Source organism: Campylobacter sputorum subsp. sputorum (genome assembly GCF_008245005.1).
Taxonomy (GTDB): Bacteria; Campylobacterota; Campylobacteria; order Campylobacterales; family Campylobacteraceae; genus Campylobacter_F; species Campylobacter_F sputorum.
The window spans coordinates 1,266,057-1,290,866 of record NZ_CP043427.1; the positions used below are offsets into that span (position 1 = coordinate 1,266,057).

The 24,810-nt window shown below is 29.8% G+C and carries 28 protein-coding genes and 2 tRNA genes; 12 read left to right on the forward strand and 18 right to left on the reverse strand.

What is annotated here, in order from left to right:
• Window positions 1-12: 12 nt before the first annotated feature.
• On the forward strand, window positions 13-1,326 hold the full coding sequence (locus CSPT_RS06430) for a citrate synthase (protein ID WP_089182828.1): 1,314 nt from the start codon (window positions 13-15) through the stop codon (window positions 1,324-1,326).
• 23 nt (window positions 1,327-1,349) lie between these two features.
• On the opposite strand, the gene CSPT_RS06435 is transcribed toward CSPT_RS06430, so the two are convergent.
• From CSPT_RS06435 to hemB, 6 genes are read right to left on the reverse strand one after another with little or no spacing between them, the layout of a single operon-like run.
• Complete coding sequence (locus CSPT_RS06435; protein WP_089182829.1) at window positions 1,350-2,288, reverse strand: DUF5416 family protein; 939 nt, start codon at window positions 2,286-2,288, stop codon at window positions 1,350-1,352.
• Window positions 2,289-3,560 carry a (Fe-S)-binding protein gene (locus CSPT_RS06440; RefSeq protein WP_089182830.1) on the reverse strand — a complete coding sequence of 424 codons (1,272 nt, stop codon included), beginning with the start codon at window positions 3,558-3,560 and terminating at the stop codon, window positions 2,289-2,291.
• A gap of 14 nt (window positions 3,561-3,574) precedes the next feature.
• On the reverse strand, window positions 3,575-4,933 hold the full coding sequence (gene hemN, locus CSPT_RS06445; RefSeq protein ID WP_089182831.1) for an oxygen-independent coproporphyrinogen III oxidase: 1,359 nt from the start codon (window positions 4,931-4,933) through the stop codon (window positions 3,575-3,577).
• Window positions 4,930-5,403 carry a DUF2603 domain-containing protein gene (locus CSPT_RS06450; protein ID WP_089182832.1) on the reverse strand — a complete coding sequence of 158 codons (474 nt, stop codon included), beginning with the start codon at window positions 5,401-5,403 and terminating at the stop codon, window positions 4,930-4,932. Before CSPT_RS06450 ends, hemN begins: the two co-directional genes overlap by 4 nt.
• Complete coding sequence (gene argF, locus CSPT_RS06455; protein WP_089182833.1) at window positions 5,400-6,323, reverse strand: ornithine carbamoyltransferase; 924 nt, start codon at window positions 6,321-6,323, stop codon at window positions 5,400-5,402. Before argF ends, CSPT_RS06450 begins: the two co-directional genes overlap by 4 nt.
• Before the next feature lie 24 nt (window positions 6,324-6,347).
• Entirely contained in the window at window positions 6,348-7,322 is a 975-nt protein-coding gene (gene hemB / locus CSPT_RS06460; protein ID WP_089182834.1) for a porphobilinogen synthase, read from the reverse strand.
• Window positions 7,323-7,458: 136 nt separating this feature from the next.
• Here hemB and ribA point away from each other — a divergent pair, with 136 nt between their 5' ends.
• Genes ribA through htpX form a run of 5 tightly spaced genes read left to right on the forward strand, consistent with a single transcriptional unit; the run spans window position 7,459 to window position 10,004 of the window.
• Window positions 7,459-8,028 carry a GTP cyclohydrolase II gene (ribA, locus tag CSPT_RS06465; protein WP_089182835.1) on the forward strand — a complete coding sequence of 190 codons (570 nt, stop codon included), beginning with the start codon at window positions 7,459-7,461 and terminating at the stop codon, window positions 8,026-8,028.
• On the forward strand, window positions 8,021-8,563 hold the full coding sequence (gene rsmG, locus CSPT_RS06470) for a 16S rRNA (guanine(527)-N(7))-methyltransferase RsmG (RefSeq protein ID WP_089183338.1): 543 nt from the start codon (window positions 8,021-8,023) through the stop codon (window positions 8,561-8,563). Before ribA ends, rsmG begins: the two co-directional genes overlap by 8 nt.
• Window positions 8,557-8,799 (forward strand): PP0621 family protein, encoded by a 243-nt coding sequence (locus CSPT_RS06475; protein ID WP_089182836.1) that lies wholly within the window; start codon window positions 8,557-8,559, stop codon window positions 8,797-8,799. The genes rsmG and CSPT_RS06475 overlap by 7 nt, the downstream gene beginning before the upstream one ends.
• Window positions 8,783-9,154 (forward strand): hypothetical protein, encoded by a 372-nt coding sequence (locus tag CSPT_RS06480; RefSeq protein WP_089182837.1) that lies wholly within the window; start codon window positions 8,783-8,785, stop codon window positions 9,152-9,154. Before CSPT_RS06475 ends, CSPT_RS06480 begins: the two co-directional genes overlap by 17 nt.
• Window positions 9,141-10,004, forward strand: coding sequence for a zinc metalloprotease HtpX (htpX, locus tag CSPT_RS06485; RefSeq protein ID WP_089182838.1), 864 nt, complete (start codon window positions 9,141-9,143; stop codon window positions 10,002-10,004). Before CSPT_RS06480 ends, htpX begins: the two co-directional genes overlap by 14 nt.
• Before the next feature lie 37 nt (window positions 10,005-10,041).
• Here the strand turns inward: htpX and CSPT_RS06490 are convergent, their stop codons facing one another.
• The 5 genes from CSPT_RS06490 to CSPT_RS06510 all read right to left on the reverse strand — a co-directional run bounded on the left by CSPT_RS06490 (window position 10,042) and on the right by CSPT_RS06510 (window position 14,193).
• The gene (locus CSPT_RS06490) at window positions 10,042-12,048 is read right to left on the reverse strand and encodes a mechanosensitive ion channel domain-containing protein (protein ID WP_089182839.1); all 2,007 of its coding nucleotides are present in this window, start codon (window positions 12,046-12,048) and stop codon (window positions 10,042-10,044) included.
• Window positions 12,049-12,160: 112 nt separating this feature from the next.
• Window positions 12,161-12,652 (reverse strand): putative metalloprotease CJM1_0395 family protein, encoded by a 492-nt coding sequence (locus CSPT_RS06495; protein WP_170228714.1) that lies wholly within the window; start codon window positions 12,650-12,652, stop codon window positions 12,161-12,163.
• Window positions 12,653-12,732: 80 nt separating this feature from the next.
• Window positions 12,733-13,047 carry an HU family DNA-binding protein gene (locus CSPT_RS06500; protein WP_033916166.1) on the reverse strand — a complete coding sequence of 105 codons (315 nt, stop codon included), beginning with the start codon at window positions 13,045-13,047 and terminating at the stop codon, window positions 12,733-12,735.
• A 138-nt stretch (window positions 13,048-13,185) separates the two neighbouring features.
• The gene (locus tag CSPT_RS06505) at window positions 13,186-13,737 is read right to left on the reverse strand and encodes an SCO family protein (protein WP_089182841.1); all 552 of its coding nucleotides are present in this window, start codon (window positions 13,735-13,737) and stop codon (window positions 13,186-13,188) included.
• An 18-nt stretch (window positions 13,738-13,755) separates the two neighbouring features.
• Complete coding sequence (locus tag CSPT_RS06510) at window positions 13,756-14,193, reverse strand: copper chaperone PCu(A)C (RefSeq protein WP_181892276.1); 438 nt, start codon at window positions 14,191-14,193, stop codon at window positions 13,756-13,758.
• Between the two features lie 149 nt (window positions 14,194-14,342).
• Between CSPT_RS06510 and CSPT_RS06515 the strand changes: the two genes are divergently transcribed.
• Genes CSPT_RS06515 through CSPT_RS06535 form a run of 5 tightly spaced genes read left to right on the forward strand, consistent with a single transcriptional unit; the run spans window position 14,343 to window position 18,435 of the window.
• Window positions 14,343-15,314, forward strand: coding sequence for a L,D-transpeptidase family protein (locus CSPT_RS06515; protein WP_089182842.1), 972 nt, complete (start codon window positions 14,343-14,345; stop codon window positions 15,312-15,314).
• Window positions 15,315-15,321: 7 nt separating this feature from the next.
• The gene (locus tag CSPT_RS06520) at window positions 15,322-16,341 is read left to right on the forward strand and encodes an alanine racemase (RefSeq protein WP_089182843.1); all 1,020 of its coding nucleotides are present in this window, start codon (window positions 15,322-15,324) and stop codon (window positions 16,339-16,341) included.
• A gap of 4 nt (window positions 16,342-16,345) precedes the next feature.
• Complete coding sequence (gene prfB, locus CSPT_RS06525) at window positions 16,346-17,443, forward strand: peptide chain release factor 2 (RefSeq protein ID WP_089182844.1); 1,098 nt, start codon at window positions 16,346-16,348, stop codon at window positions 17,441-17,443.
• 11 nt (window positions 17,444-17,454) lie between these two features.
• Window positions 17,455-17,778, forward strand: a complete 324-nt coding sequence (locus CSPT_RS06530) for a type II secretion system protein (protein WP_089182845.1) — start codon at window positions 17,455-17,457, stop codon at window positions 17,776-17,778.
• 12 nt (window positions 17,779-17,790) lie between these two features.
• Window positions 17,791-18,435 carry a tetratricopeptide repeat protein gene (locus CSPT_RS06535; RefSeq protein ID WP_089182846.1) on the forward strand — a complete coding sequence of 215 codons (645 nt, stop codon included), beginning with the start codon at window positions 17,791-17,793 and terminating at the stop codon, window positions 18,433-18,435.
• A 16-nt stretch (window positions 18,436-18,451) separates the two neighbouring features.
• Here CSPT_RS06535 and CSPT_RS06540 read toward each other — a convergent pair whose 3' ends face one another.
• Window positions 18,452-20,008, reverse strand: a complete 1,557-nt coding sequence (locus CSPT_RS06540; RefSeq protein WP_089182847.1) for a DNA polymerase III subunit gamma/tau — start codon at window positions 20,006-20,008, stop codon at window positions 18,452-18,454.
• 125 nt (window positions 20,009-20,133) lie between these two features.
• Here CSPT_RS06540 and CSPT_RS06545 point away from each other — a divergent pair, with 125 nt between their 5' ends.
• Complete coding sequence (locus CSPT_RS06545; RefSeq protein ID WP_089182848.1) at window positions 20,134-20,598, forward strand: hypothetical protein; 465 nt, start codon at window positions 20,134-20,136, stop codon at window positions 20,596-20,598.
• A 3-nt stretch (window positions 20,599-20,601) separates the two neighbouring features.
• Here the strand turns inward: CSPT_RS06545 and rho are convergent, their stop codons facing one another.
• The 6 genes from rho to CSPT_RS06575 all read right to left on the reverse strand — a co-directional run bounded on the left by rho (window position 20,602) and on the right by CSPT_RS06575 (window position 24,792).
• On the reverse strand, window positions 20,602-21,900 hold the full coding sequence (rho, locus tag CSPT_RS06550; RefSeq protein WP_089182849.1) for a transcription termination factor Rho: 1,299 nt from the start codon (window positions 21,898-21,900) through the stop codon (window positions 20,602-20,604).
• 88 nt (window positions 21,901-21,988) lie between these two features.
• Window positions 21,989-22,138, reverse strand: a complete 150-nt coding sequence (locus CSPT_RS09160; protein ID WP_170246147.1) for a hypothetical protein — start codon at window positions 22,136-22,138, stop codon at window positions 21,989-21,991.
• 257 nt (window positions 22,139-22,395) lie between these two features.
• Window positions 22,396-22,470, reverse strand: a tRNA-Met gene (locus tag CSPT_RS06560).
• A gap of 28 nt (window positions 22,471-22,498) precedes the next feature.
• Window positions 22,499-22,573, reverse strand: a tRNA-Gln gene (locus CSPT_RS06565).
• A gap of 66 nt (window positions 22,574-22,639) precedes the next feature.
• Window positions 22,640-23,578, reverse strand: coding sequence for an acetyl-CoA carboxylase carboxyltransferase subunit alpha (locus CSPT_RS06570; protein WP_089182851.1), 939 nt, complete (start codon window positions 23,576-23,578; stop codon window positions 22,640-22,642).
• Between the two features lie 2 nt (window positions 23,579-23,580).
• Window positions 23,581-24,792, reverse strand: coding sequence for a beta-ketoacyl-ACP synthase II (locus CSPT_RS06575; RefSeq protein ID WP_089182852.1), 1,212 nt, complete (start codon window positions 24,790-24,792; stop codon window positions 23,581-23,583).
• Between the last annotated feature and the right edge of the window lie 18 nt (window positions 24,793-24,810).

A 24,810-nucleotide genomic window follows, 5' to 3' on the forward strand; every position in this document is an offset into this window, starting at 1 on the left:
AAAGGAGAAATAATGAGCGGTTCTAATACAGTTACATTAACTGATAACAGAAATGGAAAAAGTTATGAGTTTCCTATACTTGATGGAACTCTTGGTCCTTCGGTGATAGATATTTCAGCCTTACATAAAAATACTGGTATGTTTACATTTGATAGAGGATATACCTCTACTGCTATGTGTCGCTCTGATATAACATTTATAGATGGTGAAAAAAGCATATTAAAACATCGTGGTTATGATATAGCTTGGTTAGCAGAAAACAAAATTTTCTTAGATGTTGCGTATTTATTGTTATTTAAAAAACTACCAAATACAAATGAACTTGATGATTTTAGACAAGAGTTAAAAACAAGATCTTTTATAAATGAAAAGATGATAAGACTATTTGATGCTTTTCCAGATAAAGCTCATCCTATGGCTGTATTGCAAGCTTGTGTGGCAACACTTAGCACATATTATTCAAGAGATATGAATTTTGATGATCCAAAGGAATACATGGAACTTGCGATTAGAATTATCGCAAAAATGCCTACTCTTGCTGCATTTTACTACAGACACTCTATGGGTTATCCTCTTATTTATCCTGATTTGGATCGCGGATTTACAGAAAATTTCTTATATATGATGAGATCTTTTCCTCATTCACATGTTGATTTAAAACCAATTGAAATAAAAGCACTAGATACCATCTTGATGCTTCATATAGACCATGAGCAAAATGCATCCACAACAACAGTTAGAACTGTTGGCTCAACACACTCTCATCCATACTCATGTATAAGTGCTGGAATTGGTGCTCTTTGGGGGCATGCACATGGTGGTGCAAACGAAAGCGTTGTAAGACAACTAGAAATGATAGGAAGTGTGGATAATGTAGATAAATACATTAAAAAAGCAAAAGACAAAGACGATCCATTTAGATTAATGGGCTTTGGACACAGGGTTTATAAAAACTATGATCCAAGGGCAAAGGTTCTTAAAAAACTAAGAGATGAGCTTATAGATGAAATAGGTATTGATTCAAATTTAATCAAAATAGCAAATAGGATAGAAAAAATAGCTCTTGAAGATGAGTATTTTATAAGTAGAAATTTATATCCTAATGTTGATTTTAACTCAGGACTTATGCTAAAAGCACTAAAAATACCTACAAATATGTTTGCTGTTATCTTTGTAATAGGAAGAACTCCTGGTTGGATAACTCAGTGGATGGAGCTAAAACAACAAGAGACTATAAAAATTGTTCGCCCAAGACAACTATATGTAGGACCAAAAGAAGGCGATGTAAATTTAGAAAAAAGTAAAATTGAATATAAAAAACATTAAAATATTTCTAGCCTTAATTAGGGCTAGAAAAACTCATCATAAGCCAAAACATCGTTTATAATAACTTTTATGTTTTTACCGCAGCTAACAAAACTATACTCAAAACTATCCATTAATTCTCTTGCATCTTGTAAATTTAAAAAACCAGATATTTTTATCTCAAGTGTATTTTTTGATATTGCATATCGATAATCCACACTCATAGGAATTTTTGAAACATCAAAAATCATCTTATCATTTTTCTCATCATAGCCATTTACACTTATGATTATACTATTTACTATCATTGCTTTGATAATAACATTTTTCCCAAATGGTTTTTTATTTGTATTATCATAAAAATCATCATAAGAAAAATTTTCCATATCTATACAATCTTTATCTATATTTTCGCACTCTTCATCAAGTTGCTTTAATTCATCTAAATTTATAAACTCATCATAATTCAAATCAAAACTATCGTTTTCATTACATATATCGTTAGCATTAGATATAATATTTTCACATTCAAGTAAATTTATATCTTCTAATTTATCATCTTCTAAAATTTCCGCAATATCTATATTTTCATCAAGAATTTCTTCTTCATCTTTTTTACTCTCACTCACATTTTCTTCTTTTGTTTCTTCTATACTAAAAATATCTTTATGAGGTTTTTTAGATATTATATTTTCAAGACCTTTGGTTATATTTTCTTGAATTTGCGAAAATTTAGACACGCTTTGCTCAATATCATTAAAACTTTTAACACAATCACTAAAAATAATTTTTTGTATTTTTGAATTTATGAGATCAGAGCTATCACGATTTTTTACTTTGTCTTTGATTATATAAAATCCGGGCATATTTTTAGATGGTTTGATTTCGTATTCGCTGTATTTACCACTATATCTTGCACTGATTTCATTGTCACTTACAATGCTTTTACTTGGTCCTTCTTCTATAAAAAATGCTCTTTGCAATCACAATACCTCAGCTATAAGTTCAATTGGATTTTTAAATTTAGTTTTTGAGTCTATTAAATTTAGTGCGTTACTAAGCTGCATTCTGCAAGCACTGCATTCGGCACTTACTATACTCGCATTTGTTTTATTTATTTGCTCTGCTCTTTTTATACCAACTTCCCTGCTTAAATGATATTTCGCAGTTTGCATAGTAACACCACCAAATCCGCAACATGAGCTTTGATCGTCTATTTCTATGAAATCATAATTTTTAGAAAGCAAATTTCTTGGCTCTTTAAAAACTCCTTGCATTTTTCTAGCATGACAAGGATCATGATAAGTTAAAGTTTTATTCATCTTAGCTTTTTTAGATAAAATTTCTCCTAAATTTGTAAATTTATCAAAATACTCTGTTGCTAAAAATATCTTTTGGCTAACTTTTTTTGCTCTTTCTTGCCAATTTTTATCATCATGGAAAAAATGTATATAGTCTATTTTTATCATTGCAGAACATGTAGCTTCTGGTATTATTATGGCATCTAAACTCTCAAGCATTTTTTCAAAATAAGGTATATTAAACTTTGCAGCTTTCTCAACTTCTTTAAAGCATCCTGTAAAATAAGCCGCAGCACCGCAACAAGCCTGTTTTTTCATAAGATGAACATTTATTTTTAACTCTTTGGCAATCTTTAAAACACTCTCGCCAATGTTTGTATAAGCATAATTACCCATACATCCAATAAAAAGACCAATCGTTTTTTCTCCGCCATTATTTATAAATTCTTCATGTGAATTCATAAAACTTTTTTTGCTTGCAGTTGGAAGTGTTCGTTCTTTTTTAAGCATAGGTATGCTAAAGCGTGCTTTCATTGTATTTCCAAATTCGCTATCTTTATGTATTTTAAAAGCACAACTTTGAAATACATAGCCAAGTCTCGCACAAATATCAAGTATTTTTCTATGCCCTAACAACCAAAATGCTGCTTTTTTATATAGTGCTACGCCATGTGTTTTAGCTATCTCATAGCGAATATTTTCTATAGCACTATCAGTCCTAAGAGAACCAGGGCATACATCAACGCAATTTGTACATAAAAAACAGCTCTCAAAAATATTTTTTAAATTTTTATCTAATTTTAAACTACCATTATTACAAGCACCAAGAAGATCTAAATATCCTCTAGGAGAAGTTACTTCGTCTTTGTTAATGCCATAAATAGTGCAAACCTGTATACATTTACCGCATTTTACACATTTAGTGCTAATTTCTTCGAAATCAAAACTGCCCACCTTCAAACCTTTTATCAAACCGTTTTAGAAAATCTTTTTTCGCCGACATTTTTATCCATATACTCATCAAAACACATTGCTATATTTCTTATAAGTAGCGTTCCAGTTGGAGTTACTTTAATAAAATTTGGTGAAATATCTATAAAATCTTTTAAACTATCTAATTTAGATAAAGAACTTTTAAAATGATCAAAAAAGTTTATATTAAATTTATTTTCAATATCTTTTATATTTACCATAAAATTACTCATAAGACCCATTATAACGCTTTTTCTAAGAATGTCTTCTTGGTTTAATAAAACTCCTTTGAAAAAAGGAAGTTTATTTTCATCTATGGCTTTTTCATACTCGCTCATTTCTTTATAATTTTGTGCATAATGCCTAATGCCCTCACCTATACTTGTTAGACCTATACCTATAAGATCAGCCCCGCCTTTTGTAGTATAACCTTGGAAATTCCTATGCAAAGTTCCATTATTTAAAGCTTTAAAAAGCTCGTCATTTTCTTTTGCATAATGATCCATTCCTATCATTTTATAGCCATTGGAAGTTAAAAAATCATGAGTAAATTTTAAAATTTCTAGTTTCTCTTTTGGTTGAGCAATGGTGGTTTCATCAAATTTACGCATAGATTTTTTAAGCCAAGGAAGATGTGCGTAATTAAAAATAGCATATCTATCTGTATCAAGTTTTAATGATGTTTCAAGCGTTTTCTTAAAACTTTCCAAGCTTTGATAAGGAAGCCCATAAATAAGATCCATATTTATAGATTTTATACCATTTTTTCTTGCCATATCAACAGCATTTTTTGTCATTTCAAAAGGTTGAATTCTATGAATCTCTTTTTGAACTTTTTCATCAAAATCTTGAACGCCATAACTTATACGATTAAATCCATTTTCAACCATAACTTTAAGCTGCTCTTCATTTAAATATCTCGGATCTATCTCACAGCTAATCTCAGCATCTTCACTAAAGTTTTTAAAATGCTTTTTGATATTTTTTATATGTTTTTCAAGCTGCTTTGCATTAAAATAAGTTGGAGTTCCACCACCAAAATGCATTTGCGTTACAACTCTTGATGTATCTACAAATTTACTTAAAATTTCCATTTCTTTAGATACATAATCTATATATCTATCCATTTTATCTGTTTTGCTTGTATAAATCACATTGCAACCACAAAAGTAACATGCAGATCTACAAAATGGCATATGAAAATATAAAGAAAGAGGCGTTTTTGAGTCTTGATTTAATAGTTCTTTTATATACTCATCATAACTAAAATTCTCGCTAAACTCAAGTGCGGTTGGATAGCTTGTATATCTTGGACCTGGTTTTGAGTATTTTGCATAAGCATCAAAATCTATCATATGCCCTCCTTTTGGATAAATCTATCAATATCAACAAATAAATTTGGATGCTGTTTTTTTATCTTGTCTATGAGTTTATCTAAATCTATATTGATTTTTTTCTCATTTTTTTTACTCATTGCTATGTTTTTTATCTCATCCATAGCAACAACCCAAACATCTCCAAAATCAATTGGAACATGCCTATAAATACTTTTTTCAAGCCTTAAATCAAAATTCTCCTTTTGTGCCCTTTGATAAGCTTTTATAAGCTCACTTAGCGATTTTACAGATACCATTGTATGTAAATTTTGTTTTTCGTCTATAGCAAACCAAGGCTCTGCACCTTCCCAAGAGCCATTTTTTAGCGTTAAAAAACGCTCAGTTGGATTATCTGTTGGCAAAATTTCAACTATCGTCTGCTCACTACTTTTTAGTCCAAGCTCACTACTTATTTCTTGTATTTTTTTATATGGATTTTTTTCACTCATTTAACATTCCTATGTTTATCAAGCCATACCATTACACCTTTTTGCGCATGAAGTCTATTTTCTGCTTCTAAAAATATCTCATCTGCGTGTTTTTCAAAAACTTCCTCGCTAACTTCATATCCGCGATATGCAGGCAAACAGTGCATAAATATGGCATTTTTATTTGCTAATTTCATTAAATTTTCATCAACCATAAAACCACTAAAATCTTTTATACGCTTTTGTTTTTCTTCTTCTTGTCCCATAGAAACCCAAGTGTCGGTAATTACTACATTTGCACCATTAATGGCTTCTTTTATGTTATTATTTATACAAATTTTTGCACCACTTTTTTTAGCATTTTCTAAGGCAATATTAACTACATTTTTTGGCGGTTCATAGCCATTTGGTGTTGCCATGCTAAGTTCTAAACCTAATTTTGATGCAAGCATTAACCATGAGTTTGCAATGTTATTTCCATCCCCTATATATGCAACTTTTCCACTCACACCAAGCTCAAGCATAGTCATATAATCAGCCATTATTTGCACGGGATGAAAATCATCACTAAGTCCATTTATCACAGGAACACCTGAAAATTTAGCAAGATCTTCTAAGTCGCTTTGCTTATAAACCCTAGCCATTATCATATCACACATTCGCCCTATTACTCTTGCTGTATCTTTTACTGGCTCACCTCTTCCAAGCTGTATATCTTTTGAGCTTAAAAACAGACCTTTCCCTCCAAGTTGGTAAATGCCAACTTCAAAGCTTATTCTAGTTCTAGTTGAGCTTTTCTCAAAAATCATAGCTAAAACTTGATCCTTTAAATAAGGCTTATACTCTTTTTTCTTGGCTTCTTTTTTTATATTTTTTGAAATTTCTAAAATTTCTAAAATTTCATCTTTACTAAAATCATTAATTGTTAAAAAATGCCTCATATCTTTCTTTCAAACTACTTAAATTTAAGCTTTTTGCAAAATTTCACAAGCTTCTTTTGCATGATAAGTTATAATCATATCAGCACCTGCTCTTTTCATACCAAGCAATGTCTCCATCATAACCTTATCATAATCTATCACACCAAGCTTTGCTCCAGCTTTTAAAAGTGCGTATTCTCCGCTTACATTATAAGCACATATCGGAAGAAGAGTTCTATCTCTTAAATCCCTTATAAGATCCAAATAAGCCAAAGCTGGTTTTATCATAAGTATATCCGCACCTTGTGCTTCATCTTCTAAACTTTCATTTATAGCCTCTAATCTATTTGCTGGATCCATTTGATACGACTTTCTATCGCCAGCTTTTGGAGTGCTTTCAGCAACATCTCTAAAAGGTCCATAATAAGCACTAGCAAATTTAGTTGAATATGCCATTATAGGTAGATTTTCATATCCTCCATCATCAAGAGCAAAGCGGAGTGTTTCTATAATCCCATCCATCATTCCACTTGGAGCTATCATATCTGCACCATTTTCAGCGTGTATCAAAGCTTGTTTCGCAGAAATATCTAGTGTGGCATCATTATCAACAGTGCCATGAACATGATCCATTATACCGCAGTGTCCGTGATCTGTATATTCACAAAAACAAAGATCTGTTATGACTATAAGATTTGGAAATTTATCTTTTATAGATCTTAAACTTTTAGCTATAATTCCATCATTACTTAAAGCATCGCTTCCTATGCTATCTTTTAGACTAGGAATTCCAAATAGCATAATAGCTTTTATGCCTAAATTTACAACAACAGAACACTCTTTTAAAATTTCATCTAAACTCATTTGATAAACACCAGGCATTGATGATATTTCATTTTTTATATTTTTACCCTCAACTACAAAAAGAGGATAAATAAAATCACTGCCACTTAGATAAGTTTGCCTAACTAAATCTCGCATCTGAGCAGTAAGTCTTAATCTTCTAAATCTCTTAAACATGGTTTATCCTTTTTCGTAAAATGTCTATTAGTTTATCATAATTGCATTAAATATCTAATAAAAATTTAAATAACATAATTTATATATTATATTATTTAGTGTATTATAATGTCTCAAAAAAATAATAGGATGTTTTATGCAAATAGAAATTTCACAAATAGCTAACCTACCATCACATTTTGGTATGTTTAAAGTTCAATCTTTTAAAGAAGGCAAAAAAGAGCATTTAGTTATATTTAAAGAGCCTTTTGGGGATATTTTAAATGTAAGAATTCACTCAGAATGCTTAACTGGAGATGCGCTTGGAAGCCTTAAATGCGACTGCGGAGATCAGTTGGCAGCTAGTTTAAAATACATATACGAAAATACTGGCATGGTAATTTATCTTAGACAAGAAGGACGAAATATAGGATTATTAAATAAAATAAACGCATATTCTTTGCAAGATAAAGGCTATGATACAATTGAGGCAAATCATCAGCTAGGATTTAAAGCAGATGAAAGAACATATGAGATAGTGGATTTTATACTAAAACACTATGGCATAAAAAAAATAAATTTACTCACAAATAATCCCCAAAAACTGATGGGATTAAAATGCGTAGAAGTTGTAAAAAGAGTGCCAATAATTATCAAATCAAACAAATACAACGAAAAATATCTAAAAGTAAAACAGGAAAAAATGGGGCATATGCTTGATGATTGATATACCTGATAATTTTTATGAAAAGTGTGATAAATTTAAAGAAATACTATATAAATTTAACACAATTCATAGTTTTACAACATACAAAAACATTGATGATGTCATAGAAGATAGCATAAAACCTTTAGAATTTTTAAATTTCTATCCTAAAAATGCTATTGATATAGGAAGTGGTGCTGGCTTTCCTGCAATTTTTTTAGCGCTTATTTTAAAAGATTGCAAATGGAGCTTATATGAACCACATACGAAAAAATCGTCATTTTTAAACTATGTAAAAGTGGCTTTAAATTTAGAAAATATTATAGTTTATAATGCTAAAATTGAGAGTTGCAAAAAATTTATAGCCGATTTTATAACATCAAGAGCAGTTATGAAAACCAAAGATTTACTTCAAATTTGCAATGGTTTCTATGATGAAAATACAAAATTCCTTTTTTACAAAGGAAGTAGTGTAGAAGACGAAATTCAAGATTTAAATACCAAAATATTTAATGACGGAGTAAGAAATTATCTATTTATGGAAAAATTATGTTAGTAAAAATTTTAGCACTTTTAGCCATTTTGTTTATTATATATATTTTATTTTTTAAAATGCAAAGAAAAAATGTAGAAAATAACACAAAAAAAAAGAAAAAAAATGCAAGTATAGAAAATTTTGTAGAATGCGAAAAATGTTCAACTTTTGTAGAGCTTAAAGATACTGTTTTAAAAGATGGTAAATACATATGCAAAGAGTGTATAAAAAAGGAGCAAAATGCAGATAATTGGTGATAGACTTATAAATTACGAGCCTCTTACTTACACAAAAAATCCTAGTAATTTGCATGAGCATATTGTATTTGATTATGATGAAAAAAATATACAACTTGCATTAAACTCAAATCTCAAATTCTCTCTAATAGTAAATGATAGTTATGAAGCAATTATGGCAAATGCACTCGGTGCTAAATTTATAATTATAAAAAATGAAAACATAATACATGAAATACAAAATTTGGCAACATACTATCTTTTTGATAGCAAAATAGCTATGATAGTAAATGACAAGAACGACATTTTAAGGGCTATAAAGCTTAGAATTGATGCTGTAATTTATAGGAGGGCGATAAAAAATGGAAATTTTTAAAACAACTTTTTTAATGGTGGCTTTAATGCTGCTTTTTATATTTGTGGGATACTCCATAGGCGGAGAACAAGGTATGATAATAGCATTTTTGATAGCTTGTGCTACAAATATTTTTAGCTACTTTTTTAGCGATAAAATAGTATTAAAACATTACAATGCAATAGAAGTTGATCAATCAAACGCAAGCGGACTTTATCAAATCGTGCGAAATTTAGCTGCTAAAGCTGGTACTCCTATGCCAAAAGTTTGCATTATACCAGATAATACACCAAATGCTTTTGCAACTGGAAGAAATCCATCAAATGCCGTAGTTGCAGTAACTGAGGGGCTTTTAAATTTACTTAATGAAAAAGAAATACAAGCTGTGCTAGCTCATGAGATGAGTCATGTTAAGCATTATGATATATTAACCGGCTCTATTGCAGCAGTTTTTGCAGGAGCTATAGCAATGCTTGCAAATTTCGTACAATTTGGAGCAATGATGGGTGGAAACAAAGATGGAGAAAACAGAGGAAACCCTATTTTGATGTTAGTTCTAGCTATAATTATGCCTATAGTTGCTACGATAATTCAAATGAGTATATCAAGAAGCAGAGAATACGCAGCAGACAAAGGTGCAGCTATGCTAACGCAAAATCCGCAAGGTTTGATAGATGCTCTTAGCAAACTAGAAAATTATGCAAGAAGTGGTGCTATGTTACAAAACGCAACACCGCAAAGTGCTCATATGTTTATAATAAATCCTTTTAATGGTTTAAAAAATAGCCTTTCATCTCTTTTTAGAACCCATCCAAGCACACAAGATAGAATTAACGCACTTAAAGAAATAAAAACAAATATGGGTTGGTAGATAAATTTAAAGCAGAATATTCTGTTTTAAATTTAAACTAGCCCCTTAAATCTTTTGCATTTTCTAAATAAATGCTTCTAGTTGGAAAAGCGAATTTTACATGATGTTTTTCTAAGATATCCATTATCTTTAACATAACATCTTCTTTAACTGATAAAAACTCTGCCCAAACAACGCTTTTTGAAAAGCAATATATCATGATATTTATAGATGATTCACTAAATTCATCCAATACAACAAAAAGATTATTTTTATATCCAGCTAAATCATCAACAGAAACCATGCTTCTTCCATATTTAAATATTTCTTTTGAACTTGTTGTTTCCACAGGTACTGCTATACCAGGATGATTTGTTAGCATATCTTTTATATCTGCTATACAAGCTTTAATTTGATTAGGAGTAGTGCTATAATCTATACTCAAATACATCTTGATTTGCCTTCCAACTTTACGTCTATCCCAGTTTTTAACACTATTATCCATTATTTTTGAATTTGGAACAAAAACAAGAGCGTTGTCAAATGTTCTAATAGTAGTTTTTCTAAGTCCAGTTTCTACAACTGTTCCTTCTACATTTCCACAAACTATCCAATCTCCTTGAGAAAATGTATTATCAAGTATAAGCATTATTGAGGCAAAAAAGTTAGCTATGATATCTTTTGTTGCAAGAGCTATAGCCAAACCTCCTATACCAAGAGAAGCGACAAAAGCCGATACATTAAATCCAAGAGAACTTAAAATAAGCAAAATTGCTATAATTATTACTATTATATAGATTACTTTTATAAATAAATTTAAAATCTCTTTCTTTCCACCTTTTTTTGCAAGATGGCCTATTATCATTACGCCATAACCATCCATAACACTAGTTACCAACCAAGCATAAAGGAGAATATAGACTATATTTAACCCACTAGCAAATTTAATAGGAACGGGCGATGGATAGAAAAATATACTCATACTAATATCAACGCCATAGGCAAGGAGTAAAAATCCCATAGGCTTTTTAATGATATCAACAACTTCTTTTTTTACATTATCTTTATGATCTTTGTTTTTTGAAAAAATAGTAAAAATAAAATATATAATATTTGCAAATGATTTTCTAAGAGAAAAGAAAAACAGCATAATCACAGATATTAAAACAACTTTTCCACTATTTATGGTTTCTACATCAAAAGGACTTCTTTGATTTATAAATTTTATAAATCCTTTTAAATTTAGACTTGTAAAAAACATATTACTAGCAAGAAGATTTGTATTTGAAAGTAAAAATTCAAATATTTCTTCATATGTCTTTTTATGCAGTTCATAAATATAAAAATCTTCCTTATAAAGTTCTTGAGCATTATTATCAATGTCATTTTCTAAAATTTTTATTTTAGTAAAATTGTTAGTTTTTATATTCAATAGTGATTTTTCTATGATATCCTTTAATTCAGATTGATTAGTTCCTTCAATGAACATTTTTTCAATTTTTATCAATGTAGAATAAAAAATCTCACTAAGTTCTGTTGTATAAAGCTTGATTGCAGTTTTAATAAATTGCTCACTTTTAGTATTGTTTTTGTATTTTTTATAATCTCTTGTTAATTTTTTTTTCTCCTCAATATATTTTTCTATAAAACTTAATGGAAATTTTTGATTTGTTATGGCTGATGGAATTTTATTTAATAAATCTGTTTTAGTATTAGTTAATTTTTGTACTTCATCTTCGGTTGAGTTTTGATCATTTTGCCATTTTAATATATCTATTTGTTTATTTATACCAATTAACTCATCTACAAATTCAAAAAGTGTATTTTTGAGCGTATCTTCGGACTCTTCAGTTGTATTATCATCAACTATTTTTTGGGCTATTATATTAACAAGTTCTTGATTTTGATTATCTTGGGTTAAATTTGCATCAACCATCTTTGATATATTTTCTGCTAGTTCTTGATTTTGAGATGACAAAGCATTTGAACTATTATTATCAGTCGCATACAGAAAATTTAAACAAAAAGATATAAGAATAAAAATAGATATAAATTTGTTATTCATGAATTTCCTTGAATTATAAGAGTAAGAAATATTGGCAAAATTTACTATAAATAAATAAATATTTTTTAAATTACTGTTAATGAAAATAATTTAAATATAATTGTATTAAATTTTAAAATAAACCTAAAATATTTGGAATTTCTGTATCATTGTATATTTTTAAAGGATTTTTTGAGCTAAATTTTACTTTTGTATCGATAAGCTCTTTTCTAAGTTCAGATTGTGCATTGTTTTTCATAGCCTCAGCATTTGCAGCTATTTTTAAATCAGCAGAACTTGGATTAGATGGCGCTAAGGCTGCCCTTTTTATCTGCTCACTTTTTTGAATAGTTTCTTGCGGAGTTTTGCCTTTACTAGTATCAAGCATAACCTCGCCACCAACAGCATACTGCTTGCCATCTGGACCTTTTTCATAACTATAATTTAGTCCTCTTATAAGACCGGCTCCACTTGCAAGATGTGCCGCCTCGTGTGCTTTTACTTCACTATCTCGCTTTTGAAGTTTTGCAACTTGTAGTTTTTCTTCTTGCGAGAGTTCATTTTTGTTTTTATTATAATTATTTTCGTAAGGATTATTTGGTGTAAAAGATGTGTATATTTGCACTATATCTCCTTATTTTATTTCATAAAGAGCATTAACAAGCAAAATGGATGTTTATAAACATCCATTTTGTAAATAATTAATTATTTTTTCTTGCCTTTAGCAGGTGCTTTTGTTTTTCCACCATTTGCAACTGACTCTTTAAGTTTTTTACCAACTTTGAATTTAACTGTATTTCTAGCAGCTATTTTCATCTCTTTTTGTGTTCCTGGAACTTTTATAGTTCTAGCAGCTCTTTCTGATACACTAAAAGTACCAAAACCTACAAAAGTCATGCTTTCGCCTTTAGAAAGTACCTCTGTTAAGCTTTCTAAAACAGCGTCTAATGCAGCTGTTGTATCTTTTTTTGTTAATTCTGCTTTTTCAGCAACCTTTTGAATGAAATCCGCTTTTGTCATGATGACTCCTTAAAAGAAATTAATACCACATATTTTACAATGTTTTTAAGGAATATTCAATAGTTTTTTAAAAAAATATACTAAATTTCCTAAATTTTGGGCATTTATAGATAAAATTTTAGGAAATACAATGATTTTTTAGTGTTTTAAAAGCTCTTCTATGGAAGATTTTATTTCTTGCATTGTTAAATTTGTTACTTCTTTTACAAAATTTCCATCTTTATCAAAAAGATAAATTGCAGAACTATGTGCCACAGAATATTGCATTTGAGAGTCTTTAAGATCTACTATTTGGTATTTAACACCGAAATTTGATGTCATTTTATCAAGATTATCTACTACAATACCAACTGAGTTGGGGTAAAAATACTTCACAAACTCATCAGTTTCTTTAACTTTATCTCTTTGAGGATCAAGCGTTACAAAGACAATCATAATTTCATCTTTTTTTGGATTATTTTCTAAAGCAGTAGAAACAAGTGTTAAAGTGGTAGGACAAACATCTGGACAAAAAGTATAACCAAAATAAAATATCTTATATTTTCCATCAAAAGAGCCCATTGTTACTTTACCATCGATACTTTGAGCACTAAAATCATACTTGTTTTTATCTTTTAGTATATTTGAGACACCAAAACTAATAGCAAATATAACAACCGCCAAAGCTATATATGTAAGAATGTTTTTCACAATGAACCCTTTTTATTTTTAATGCATTTTAATAGGTTTAATTTCCTTAACAGGAACTTTATCTAATGTAACTGTTTGTCCATTATCAAAAGTAAGTGTCATTTTTACATTTTCTCCAACTACCATTGGTTTTTTAATACCTATAAACATTACATGTAAACCACCTGGCTTCAACTCTGTTGTCGAGTTAGCTTTAATGTCTATTTTTGGTACTTGAATCATTTTTTTCATACCATTTTCTTCTATATGTGTATGAAGTTCTGTAACATCACTAAGACTATTTGTAGCCGAAACCAAAGCTATATCTTTATCGGTATTATTTTTAATTAACATAAACGCACCGCTATTTTTAGCATTTGGCGGCGTAGCTTTTGCATAAGCATTGCTTACATCAATATCTGCTGCATACGCAAACATCATTCCGCTAACTATAGTTGATAAAAATATTTTTTTCATTTACTATCCTTAAAAAATTTAAATGCAAAGTTAATTATATAATCAAATGTTAAATATAAATTTATATACTATAAATTTAGATTTTAAGAAAAAATTTAATATAATCACAAATTATTTTTATTTTAAATCAAAAATTTTGGAGTATTGTTTTGAAAAAAATAGTTCTTTTTGTTGTTTTGTTTATTGGCTTATTATATTCAAAAAGTTTAGAGCAAATTTATCTTGAAGATGGCATAGAAGCTGTAAAAAAGATATTAGATGAAAATATCAAAAAATCAAATTTTTGGATAGATACAATAAAAGATATAGATGTAAAATATGGTTATTATGATAATAATACAACCATAATAACGGTAGACAAAGTCGGTAAAAAAATGAGTATGTATACATATGAGGATGGAAATCTTACAAATATTTTTCATCAAGATATCATTACCGGGGAACTTGGCGATAAATTTAAAGAAGGTGATTTAAAAACGCCAGTTGGTGCGTATGAAGTTACAAGAAGATTTACTCCGCCAAGCGATTATTATGGACCAATAGCTTTTTCTCTATCTTATCCAAATTTATATGATAAAATACTTGGAAAAACAGGTGGCGGCATATGGATACACGGATTTCCAAGTGATGGAAATAGAAAAAACGAGCTTACGACAGAAGGTTGTGTGGCACTTAAAAACGATTTGCTTTTAGAATTTGATGAACTTATGCAAAAGCAAACATCAAGAGCAATAGCTCTTATATCAGAATCAGGTGAAGCAAAGGCTTCAAAAGATGATATTGCTATACTTTTAAGAGATATATTTTTTTGGAAACAAGCTTGGACTATTAGCGATATAGACAAATATTTAAACTTTTATGATGATAGTTTTGTTAGATATGATGGTATGAAATTTGATGATTTTAAAGTCATGAAAAAAAGGATATTTGACAAAAAAGAGAGTAAAAAAATTGTATTTAGTGATTATGAAATATCCCCATATCCAAACTCGCAAGGCAAAAAAATATTTAGAATAGCTTTTATGGAGCATTACGAAGCACCTAGTCATAAATTTCAAGGTCAAAAAACTCTATATGCTATGATAAAAGATGGTAAAATGAAAATTATTTTAGAACAGTAGTTTTAAAATGTCTGAAATTTTAATAAATTTAAATAATTTAAAACATAATGTTTCGCAAATTTCAACCAAAATAGGAAGTGTTAGGAAAATCATAGCAGTTTTAAAAGACAATGCTTATGGACATGGTTTAGTTTTAATGGCAAAAGAACTAGCAAATTTAGGTGTGCGTTATGCTTGTGTAAGAAGTATAGATGAAGCTAACGATATAAAAGAATTTTTTGATGATATATTGGTGCTTTCACATATACCAAACGGAAATGAAAATATAGACTTTACATATGCCATAAATGATTTATCGGCACTTGAGATAATAAAAGAAAACTCAAAAATTCATTTTGCTATCGATACATTGATGCATAGAAATGGGATTTTGCAAAAAGATTTTGAACTTGCTTGTAAAATTGCCAAAAAAAGAAATTTAAAACTTCTTGGTGCATACACGCATTTTAGATCTGCTGATGAAATCGGCAGTGATTATTTTGCACAAAAAATGGTATATGAAAAATCAAAAAAAAGTTTAAAAGCCGTAGCTTGTAAATTTGGATATGAAAATTTAGTTTTTCACTCTCACAACTCAGCTGCTACAAATAGAGCCGAGAAAATTGATGATGATTTTATAAGAGTTGGCATATCTTTATATGGATATAATGAATTTTGTGATACATTAAATTTAAAACCGATACTTAGTTTATGGGCAAATAGAGTTAGTAAAAGAGTTTTAAAAAAGGGTTGTTGTGTGGGTTATGGAGCGAAATTTTGTGCTAAAGAAGATATAAATATCGCTACTTACGATTTAGGATACGCAGATGGTCTTTTTAGATATAATGGAAATGGCGAACTTTTTATAGAAAATGGTAAAAAACTACTTGGCAAAATGTCTATGGATAGTTTTAGCTGCGAAGATAGCGGAGAAAAAATTTGTATTTTTAAAGATGTTACAAAATGGGCTAACTTTTTTAACACAATAAATTATGAAATTTTAGTAAAGCTATCGCCACGAATAAAAAGAAAAATTGTAACGGAGTAAAAATTTGGACAGTTATGAATATATGGAACTTCTAAAAAATTTAAAAAACAAAATAGAAAATATAATATCTATAATAAATCCCACTAAGGCACAAGAGCGTATAGATGAGATAGAAGAATTGCAAAAAGATCCATCACTTTGGAGCGATGCAAAAAAAGCCGGTGCTTTAAATAAAGAAAAAACAAAACTAAGCAATATTTTATCTAGTTATGAAAAAGCAAAAAATGGCCTATATGACGCTAAGGATATTTTTGAATTGGCACAAGATGAAAACGATCACGAAACTATCAATTCTTTATTTGAAGAATCTTCAAATTTGGAAAATTTAATAACAAATTTTGAAATTCAAATGATGTTAAGTAGCGAAGATGATGGTAAAAACGCGATAGTTAGCATTCATCCAGGAGCTGGTGGAACAGAAAGCAATGACTGGGCAAGTATGCTTTATAGAATGTATTTGAGATTTTCTGAAAGAATGGGATATAAAGTCGAAACACTAGATTTTCAAGAAGGTGAAGAAGCTGGCCTTAAAGATGTAAGCTTTATTGTGCGCGGCGAAAACGCTTATGGATACCTAAAAGCAGAAAACGGCATACATAGACTTGTTCGCACAAGTCCTTTTGATAGTGCAGGACGAAGACACACAAGTTTTAGTTCTGTGATGGTAAGCCCAGAGTTAGATGATGATATACAAATTGATATAGAAGAAAAAGATATAAGATTTGATTATTATAGAGCAAGCGGTGCTGGAGGGCAGCATGTAAATAAAACAGAAAGTGCGGTTAGAATTACACACATTCCAACAGGAATAGTAGTTCAATGTCAAAACGATAGAAGTCAGCACAAAAATAAAGCAACGGCACTAAAAGTATTGCAATCTAGACTTTACGAATTAGAGCTGGAAAAACAAAATACTGAAAATTCATCCCAAAAAAGCGATATAGGTTGGGGGCACCAAATACGCTCTTATGTGTTATTTCCTTATCAACAAGTAAAAGATGTCAGATCTAATATAGCATATTCGCAAACCGATGCTATATTAGATGGAGATATAAAAAAAGTTATCGAAGATGTGCTTATAGCACAAAAAAGCAATAAATAAAGGAGAAAAATATGAATTACGAAGCAGTTTTAGTTCAACTAGGTTACACGCAAAATGATGCGAGCATAGAAAAGATTAAAAGAATACTATCAAAATGCGATTTAACAGATAAAGAACTACAACATATAGTAGAGTTAAATGACAAATTAAAAACTTATCTTAGTTATATAACAATGTCAAATTCATATGATTATTTTAAAATAAAATATGAAAAATCACCACAAAATACAAAAGAAGATATCATTAATATGATAGAAAATTGGTCTGATAAATACAAAATAGCCATTCAAAAAGTAGAAAATAAAGAAACATACTATATAACTCATAAAATTTAAAAAGGAGAAAAAATGAAAAAAAATATAATTTTTTCTATACTTTTATCATTTATTTTTATTGGTTGCGCATCAACTTCTAAAAACTTAAATGATAGAAATTATAAAAAAAACACAGCAGATAAATCCCCATTAACACAAAAACAGATAGAAGCCCAAACCTATAAGTTAGAAATTTTAAAAACCTCTTGCGATAATTCACAAAATCCACAAGTATGCGAACAAGCGGGCGATAGTGCAAATGCTTTAGGAAAATACGATATAGCTATAAAATATTATGATATTTCTTGCAAACAAAACTTTTTTTCATCTTGCATTAAACTTGCAAATGTTTATGAAACAGCAACACAATCTAACATAAAAGATGAGATAAAAGCTTTACAAATTTATGATCAAACATGCAAAAAGGGTGATAAATTTTCTTGCACAAAAGCAGGTGATTTCTTTTATAAAAAAGACGACATAAAAACAGCACTTGAATATTTCAACTATGCTTGCGGTCTTTATGAGATAAAGTCATGTTTTTTGATGGCTGAAATATTTGAAAAAGGTAAAGGCGAAATTCCAAAAGACTTAGAAATAGCAAAAAATATATATACAACCATTTGTTTTAGAGGTGATAGTGATGGTTGTAAAAAAATGAAAAAATTAGATAAGTAAAACCTACTTATCTAGCTTATGTGTTTTGTATTTGCGGATCTCCAAAAAGTCTGTTCATATAAGATATATTTTCATCTTCTTTGTTTTTGTTTAAATTTAGACTTTGATTATCATCAATTTTTATATCAGAAGTCTTTAATTCATTTAAAGAATTTTGCGTTTGTATTTCTTCATTGGTTTCGTTTTTTAAATTTACATTTTCTATATTTTTGTCATTTTTTTGGATATTTTCTTCTTTTGTATAAGAATCTATTTTTATTTTGGTTTCTTTATCGAAAGTTTGTCTTAAAACTTTCATTATGACAGACGAACTTTTACGAAGAATATCTTGGTTTTCGCCACTGGCACTTGAGTTTAAAAACATTATATTGCTTTCAAATTTTACAAACTCTATGCATACATCAAAGCATTTTCCAAGTTCATAACTTCTATCGTATAAATTTTTTAAAAATTCATCATAATGTGCTTTCTTAGGTTTATCAAAACTTACTGGCGTAGAAGTATCTAAAGTATTTAATTTATCTTTTTCTAAAGAGCTTATCATCTCATCTATACTCTTTAAATTTGTAGCTTCCATCATCATAAAAAACATCAAAAGCAAAACAAAATTGTCATCTACATCCACACTAAGCATAGTTTTTGATTTTGATAGAATTTTAAAAAATCTTTCACAAAGCAACAAAGAATATCTGCTATCTTTATTTAAAAATTTATCTTTTAGATTAACAATCATCTCATCTATTATATTTTGAGTTTCATATCCTTCAAGTTCTTTTGCAAGATTTATTAACTCGTTTTTGTCGTTTTTAAGTATAGTTTCAAAAATTTTTTCTATTTTATCTGGGTCTAAAAGTCCAAGCATAGAAGAAACAGATGCTTTTGTTAAATTTGAGTTTGTAAATATTATAGCTTGATCAAGTAAAGTCAGTGTATCTCTAAGAGAACCGCTTCCAGATCTTGCAAGTATTTGAAGAACGCCGTCTTCATATTTTATATTTTCACTACTTAAAATAAACTGCAGGTGTTTTACTATTTCGTTTTTATTTATAGGTCTAAATCTAAAATGCTGCGTTCGCGATATGATAGTAAGGGGCAATTTTAACGGATCTGTTGTAGCAAGTATAAATTTAACATACTCAGGTGGCTCTTCAAGAGTTTTTAAAAGAGCGTTAAAAGCTTCTTTTGTAAGCATATGAACTTCATCTATGATAAAAATTTTAAATCTTGCTATAGCTGGTTTATATCTAGTTTGTTCTATAAGATCCCTTATATCATCTATTTTCCTATGGCTTGCAGCATCCATCTCTATGATATCAATGTGGCGATTTTCATTTGCCATTTTACAATTATCACAAATTTCGCAAGGCATAGAGCTAGGCCCCTCAGAACAAACCATAGCTTTTGCAAAAATTCTTGCAGTTGATGTTTTACCACTTCCTCTAAGTCCAGAAAAAAGATACGCATGACCCAATCTTTGTGTATCAAGAGCATTTTTTAAACTTTTTACTACCTGTTCTTGTCCTATCAATCCATCAAAGTTACTGGGTCTATATTTAAGTGCTAATGCCAACAATTTTCCTCAAAATAAAATAAAATTATATTTTAACACACCATTCATAATAAATCTCTTTATATATCTATATAAATATAGTTTTATTTTGCTATAATAGTGGAAATTTATAGATGTGGGGATAAAAAATGAATAAAAAAATAGTTATAATAATTATAACAATAGCTCTTATACTTGGAATTGTTTTATCAAATATATCTTTTGAAAAAAACCAAAATAATATAATTTCAAAAGATCAAATATCTAAAAACTTAGAACCTTTAGAGTGTAATTTATCAGAACATCCTTGCAAAGCGACTTATAACTCAAAAGAAATTGAAATATCTCTTAGTCCTAGACCAATACAAGTAATGACGCCGCTTGATTTATCAATTTCTGGACTTGATAGTGATATCAAAGATTTAAATGTGAGATTTAATGGTGTAAATATGGATATGGGAACAATTAAGGCAAATTTAAAAAGTGTTGGTTTAAAACATATGGCAACAGTCACGCTTAGTGCTTGTGTTATTAGTGTAATGAGATATGAACTTGCCGTGTATTCAGGAGACAAAGACCTAAACATCAAAGTATATTTTGATGTTTATCAATAATCTTTAATCATTCATTACAGCTAAAAGCTCTTCATTATTTTTAGTTTTAAGCATTTTAGAATATAAAAATTTAAGAGCTTCCACATCATCCATACTTGACATTGCGCTTCGTATAATCCAAATTCTTTGTAAATTATCTGGACCTTGTAAAAGTTCTTCTTTTCTAGTTCCGCTTTTTAAAATATCTATAGCCGGATAAATTCTTCTATCAGATATATTTCTATCAAGAACTATTTCACTATTTCCAGTTCCTTTAAACTCTTCAAATATAACTTCATCCATTCTTGAACCGGTATCTATGAGTGCTGTTGCCACGATAGTAAGACTACCGCCTTCTTCTATATTTCTAGCTGCACCAAAAAATCTTTTTGGCTTATGAAGTGCATTTGCATCCACGCCACCTGTTAAAACTTTACCACTTGAAGGAGTTACTGTGTTATACGCTCTTGCCAGTCTGGTTATAGAATCAAGAAGTATAATGACATCTTTTTTCATCTCAACCAAACGCTTTGCTTTTTCTATAACAAGCTCCGCAACTCTTACATGATTTATCGCAGGCTGATCAAAAGTTGAACTATAAACCTCGCCTTTTACACATCTTTGCATATCTGTAACTTCTTCTGGTCTTTCATCAACCAAAAGAACCATTAAATGAACCTCTGGATGGTTTATAGCAATACCATGGGCTAATTCTTTCATTAATTCTGTTTTACCACTTCTTGGAGGTGCTACTATCAATCCGCGTTGTCCTTTTCCAATAGGAGTAAAAAGATCTAAAACCCTTCCTGTTAATTTTGAAGATTCATACTCTAAAACTATTTTTTTAGTAGGAAAAAGCGGTGTTAGATTATCAAAAAGGGGTCTATCTTTAGCTTCTTGCAAAGGCATATAATTAACTGCTTCTATTTTTAATAAAGCATAATATTTCTCTTGATCTTTTGGCTCTCTAACTTGACCTGTAACTATATCCCCAACCCTAAGAGCAAATTTGCGAATTTGAGACTGACTAACATAAGCATCATTGGCAGTATCGCTAAAATTTGCATCCATTGCCCTTAAAAATCCATAACCATCATTTGTAATCTCAAGAATTCCGGTAAATAGTATAAAGCCACCCTGTTTGGTTTGGGCTTTTAGTATTTCAAAGCATAGTTCTTGTCTTCTAAATTCTCGCGGATTTTCAACTCCAATCTCTTCAGCTATATCAACCAAACTTTTAATATCTAAAAGTCTTAAATCCTCTATCTTGTAGCCATCAACAGGAATGTGTGTCCTTTGATGCTGTTTTTTGCCATTTTCCATCGTTCCTCTTTAAATTTTGCGTAGAATCACAAAAAAGAATAAAAGTAGTTTTTTAAAACTATTATTCTAGTTAAATTTTTAAAAATTGTCAAGAAATACCAGTGTAAAATAAAATTGTAGTGCAACAACTTATTATCAATCTAGATTTTTTACTAATTTTTGGATTTACAATAAATATATCTTTATAAATACCTAAATTTTTACCATTTAAAACTTTGTCTATAATGGAAATATTCATATAAATATCTAAAAAATAAACTATAAATAGGCTTATCATAATAAAATTATTTACATTTAGTGCAAATATAATAAAACAAAGTAATATAAAATTTCCTTTTGACATTAAAAATAAAATGGGAAATTTTGTATAATTTTTTATATATTCTTGAATAATATCTAAAAAATTTTCACTTTTAACTAAATAAATATCAATAATCTCAAATAGGAAAAATATAAAAGAAAGATAAAATATATTCATATTATAAATATTAAATTTGGTTGCAGAGGACGGATTTGAACCGCCGACCTTCGGGTTATGAGCCCGACGAGCTACCACTGCTCTACTCTGCGATAAAATCTAACTTTACTAGACTACTAGTGGATGGGGTAAGAGGATTCGAACCTCTGAATGACTGGACCAAAACCAGTTGCCTTACCGCTTGGCTATACCCCAATATCATAAAACGAAATGTAATTATATCTAATCATAATTTAAATGTCAAGTATTTTAAAAACAAATTTAATTTTCTTTAAAAGCACCTATTTTTAAAATTTTATTCATTCTGTTTTTTAAAAGTTCATCTTTTGGAAGATTATAAAGCTCATCTAATGTATTTAATACATAAGCCCCAATAGCTTTGGCGGCTCCATCTTTATCCCTATGAGCACCATTTATAGGCTCTTTTATAACATCATCTATCAAATTTAATTCCATTAAATCATCTGCTGTTATTTTCATTGCTTTAGTTGCTATTTCGTTTTTTAATGGATCATTCCAAAGAATAGCAGCACAACCCTCGGGCGAAATCACTGAAAACACTGAATTGGTAAGCATGGCAAGTCTATCTACAACACCTATTGCTAAAGCACCGCCGCTTCCTCCCTCGCCAATAACTATAGCTATCGTTGGTGTAGCGATATCGCTTAGAGCAAACAAATTTCTAGCTATAGCCTCACTTTGTCCTCTCTCTTCAGCTCCAATCCCAGGATATGCACCAGGAGTGTCTATTAAAAATACAACAGGCAAAGAGAACTTTTCAGCCATTTTAGCAAATCTTAAAGCTTTTCTATAACCCTCAGGATGAGGCATCCCAAAATTTCTTTTTAGTTTATTCTTAGTCCCTCTTCCTTTTTGTTCGCCTATTACCATAACTTTTTGCTCTGCAATATATCCAACATAGCAAACAATTGCTGGGTCATCTCTATAAGCTCTATCTCCATGGAGTTCATATGAATCTGTTAGTAAAGCTCTTATATAATCTAATGCATAAGGTCTATCGGGATGCCTAGCAAGGCTTAAACGTTGAAATTCGTTTAAATTTTTATATGTTTTTGAAATTTCTTTTTCTAAATTTTTACCTAAAATTTCAACAGCGTGAGTGTCACCTTTTATCTTAGCTGCGGCTATACTCTCATCAAGTTGTTTGATATTTTTTTCAAAATCTAGATAATTAGCCAATTTTAATCCAATCTTTTAAAAATCAAAGAGCCATTAGTTCCACCAAAACCGAATGAATTGCTCATTACTGCTTTTAATTCGGCTTTTCTTGCTTTATTTGGAACATAGTCTAAATCACATTCTTCATCAGGTGTTGTATAATTTATAGTGGGAGGAATAGTGCCTTCTTGCATAGCCATTAAACAAATTACGGCTTCAATTGCTCCAGCAGCACCTAAACAATGTCCAGTTTGACCTTTTGTTGAACTAACAGGAGGAACTTTTGAACCAAAAATTTGCTTTAATGCAGCCGTTTCATTTTTATCATTTATAGATGTTGAGGTGCCATGTGCATTAATATAATCTATATTGATATTTCCTGCCATATTTAATGCTTTTTTCATAGCTCTAGTAGGTCCATCTACTACCGGAGAGGTTATATGATGAGCATCTCCGCTTTCACCAAATCCTACTAACTCTGCATAAATCTTAGCTCCTCTAGCAATGGCATCTTCATAGCTTTCTAATACCAAAGCAGCAGCACCCTCTCCCATAACAAAACCATCTCTGTCTTTATCAAATGGTCTTGAAGCAGTTTGTGGGCTATCGTTTCTAGTTGAAAGTGCTTTCATAGCTGCAAATCCACCTATGCCAACAGGGCATATAGCAGATTCAGCTCCAATAACAAGCATTTTATCAGCACAACCTAACATTATAGATTTTGCAGCTTCGCTGATAGCATGAGTGCCAGCAGCACAAGCGGTAACACATGATAAATTTGGACCTTTTAAAGAATGATTTATAGAAATAACTCCACCTAGCATATTTACTAGTGCCGATGGTATAAAAAATGCAGATATTCTTCTTGGTCCTTTTTCTAAACATGTATTTGAGTTTTTCTCAATATTTGGAAGCCCTCCTATACCAGCAGCGGAACAAACACCAAAATTTTCACCATCATAGCTTTCAAATTTAGCATCATTCATAGCATCTTTTGCTGCTTTGATGCCAAGTTGAATAAATCTATCTAATTTTTTAACTTCTTTTGGATCTACTACGCTTAAAGGATCAAAATTTTTAATCTCTGCTGCAATTTGAACAGGAAAATCTGTAACATCAAATTGAGTAATTCTATCAACACCGCTTTTGCCTTCACATATAGCTTTAAACGCACTATCTTTATCAAGTCCTAATGCATTTATCATCCCGATGCCTGTTATAACAACTCTTTTCAATGTATATCCTTAAAAAAT

Bases quoted from the DNA above. Each gene is read 5' to 3' on its own strand.
- CSPT_RS06430 (WP_089182828.1), top strand. From the start codon at position 13: ATGAGCGGTTCTAATACAGTTACATTAACTGATAACAGAAATGGAAAA.
- hemN (WP_089182831.1), bottom strand. From the start codon at position 4,933: ATGATAGATTTTGATGCTTATGCAAAATACTCAAAACCAGGTCCAAGA.
- CSPT_RS06450 (WP_089182832.1), bottom strand. From the start codon at position 5,403: ATGAGTGAAAAAAATCCATATAAAAAAATACAAGAAATAAGTAGTGAG.
- argF (WP_089182833.1), bottom strand. From the start codon at position 6,323: ATGAGGCATTTTTTAACAATTAATGATTTTAGTAAAGATGAAATTTTA.
- hemB (WP_089182834.1), bottom strand. From the start codon at position 7,322: ATGTTTAAGAGATTTAGAAGATTAAGACTTACTGCTCAGATGCGAGAT.
- ribA (WP_089182835.1), top strand. From the start codon at position 7,459: ATGCAAATAGAAATTTCACAAATAGCTAACCTACCATCACATTTTGGT.
- rsmG (WP_089183338.1), top strand. From the start codon at position 8,021: ATGATTGATATACCTGATAATTTTTATGAAAAGTGTGATAAATTTAAA.
- CSPT_RS06475 (WP_089182836.1), top strand. From the start codon at position 8,557: ATGTTAGTAAAAATTTTAGCACTTTTAGCCATTTTGTTTATTATATAT.
- CSPT_RS06480 (WP_089182837.1), top strand. From the start codon at position 8,783: ATGCAGATAATTGGTGATAGACTTATAAATTACGAGCCTCTTACTTAC.
- htpX (WP_089182838.1), top strand. From the start codon at position 9,141: ATGGAAATTTTTAAAACAACTTTTTTAATGGTGGCTTTAATGCTGCTT.
- CSPT_RS06490 (WP_089182839.1), bottom strand. From the start codon at position 12,048: ATGAATAACAAATTTATATCTATTTTTATTCTTATATCTTTTTGTTTA.
- CSPT_RS06500 (WP_033916166.1), bottom strand. From the start codon at position 13,047: ATGACAAAAGCGGATTTCATTCAAAAGGTTGCTGAAAAAGCAGAATTA.
- CSPT_RS06510 (WP_181892276.1), bottom strand. From the start codon at position 14,193: ATGAAAAAAATATTTTTATCAACTATAGTTAGCGGAATGATGTTTGCG.
- CSPT_RS06520 (WP_089182843.1), top strand. From the start codon at position 15,322: ATGTCTGAAATTTTAATAAATTTAAATAATTTAAAACATAATGTTTCG.
- CSPT_RS06530 (WP_089182845.1), top strand. From the start codon at position 17,455: ATGAATTACGAAGCAGTTTTAGTTCAACTAGGTTACACGCAAAATGAT.
- CSPT_RS06535 (WP_089182846.1), top strand. From the start codon at position 17,791: ATGAAAAAAAATATAATTTTTTCTATACTTTTATCATTTATTTTTATT.
- CSPT_RS06545 (WP_089182848.1), top strand. From the start codon at position 20,134: ATGAATAAAAAAATAGTTATAATAATTATAACAATAGCTCTTATACTT.
- rho (WP_089182849.1), bottom strand. From the start codon at position 21,900: ATGGAAAATGGCAAAAAACAGCATCAAAGGACACACATTCCTGTTGAT.
- CSPT_RS09160 (WP_170246147.1), bottom strand. From the start codon at position 22,138: ATGAATATTTCCATTATAGACAAAGTTTTAAATGGTAAAAATTTAGGT.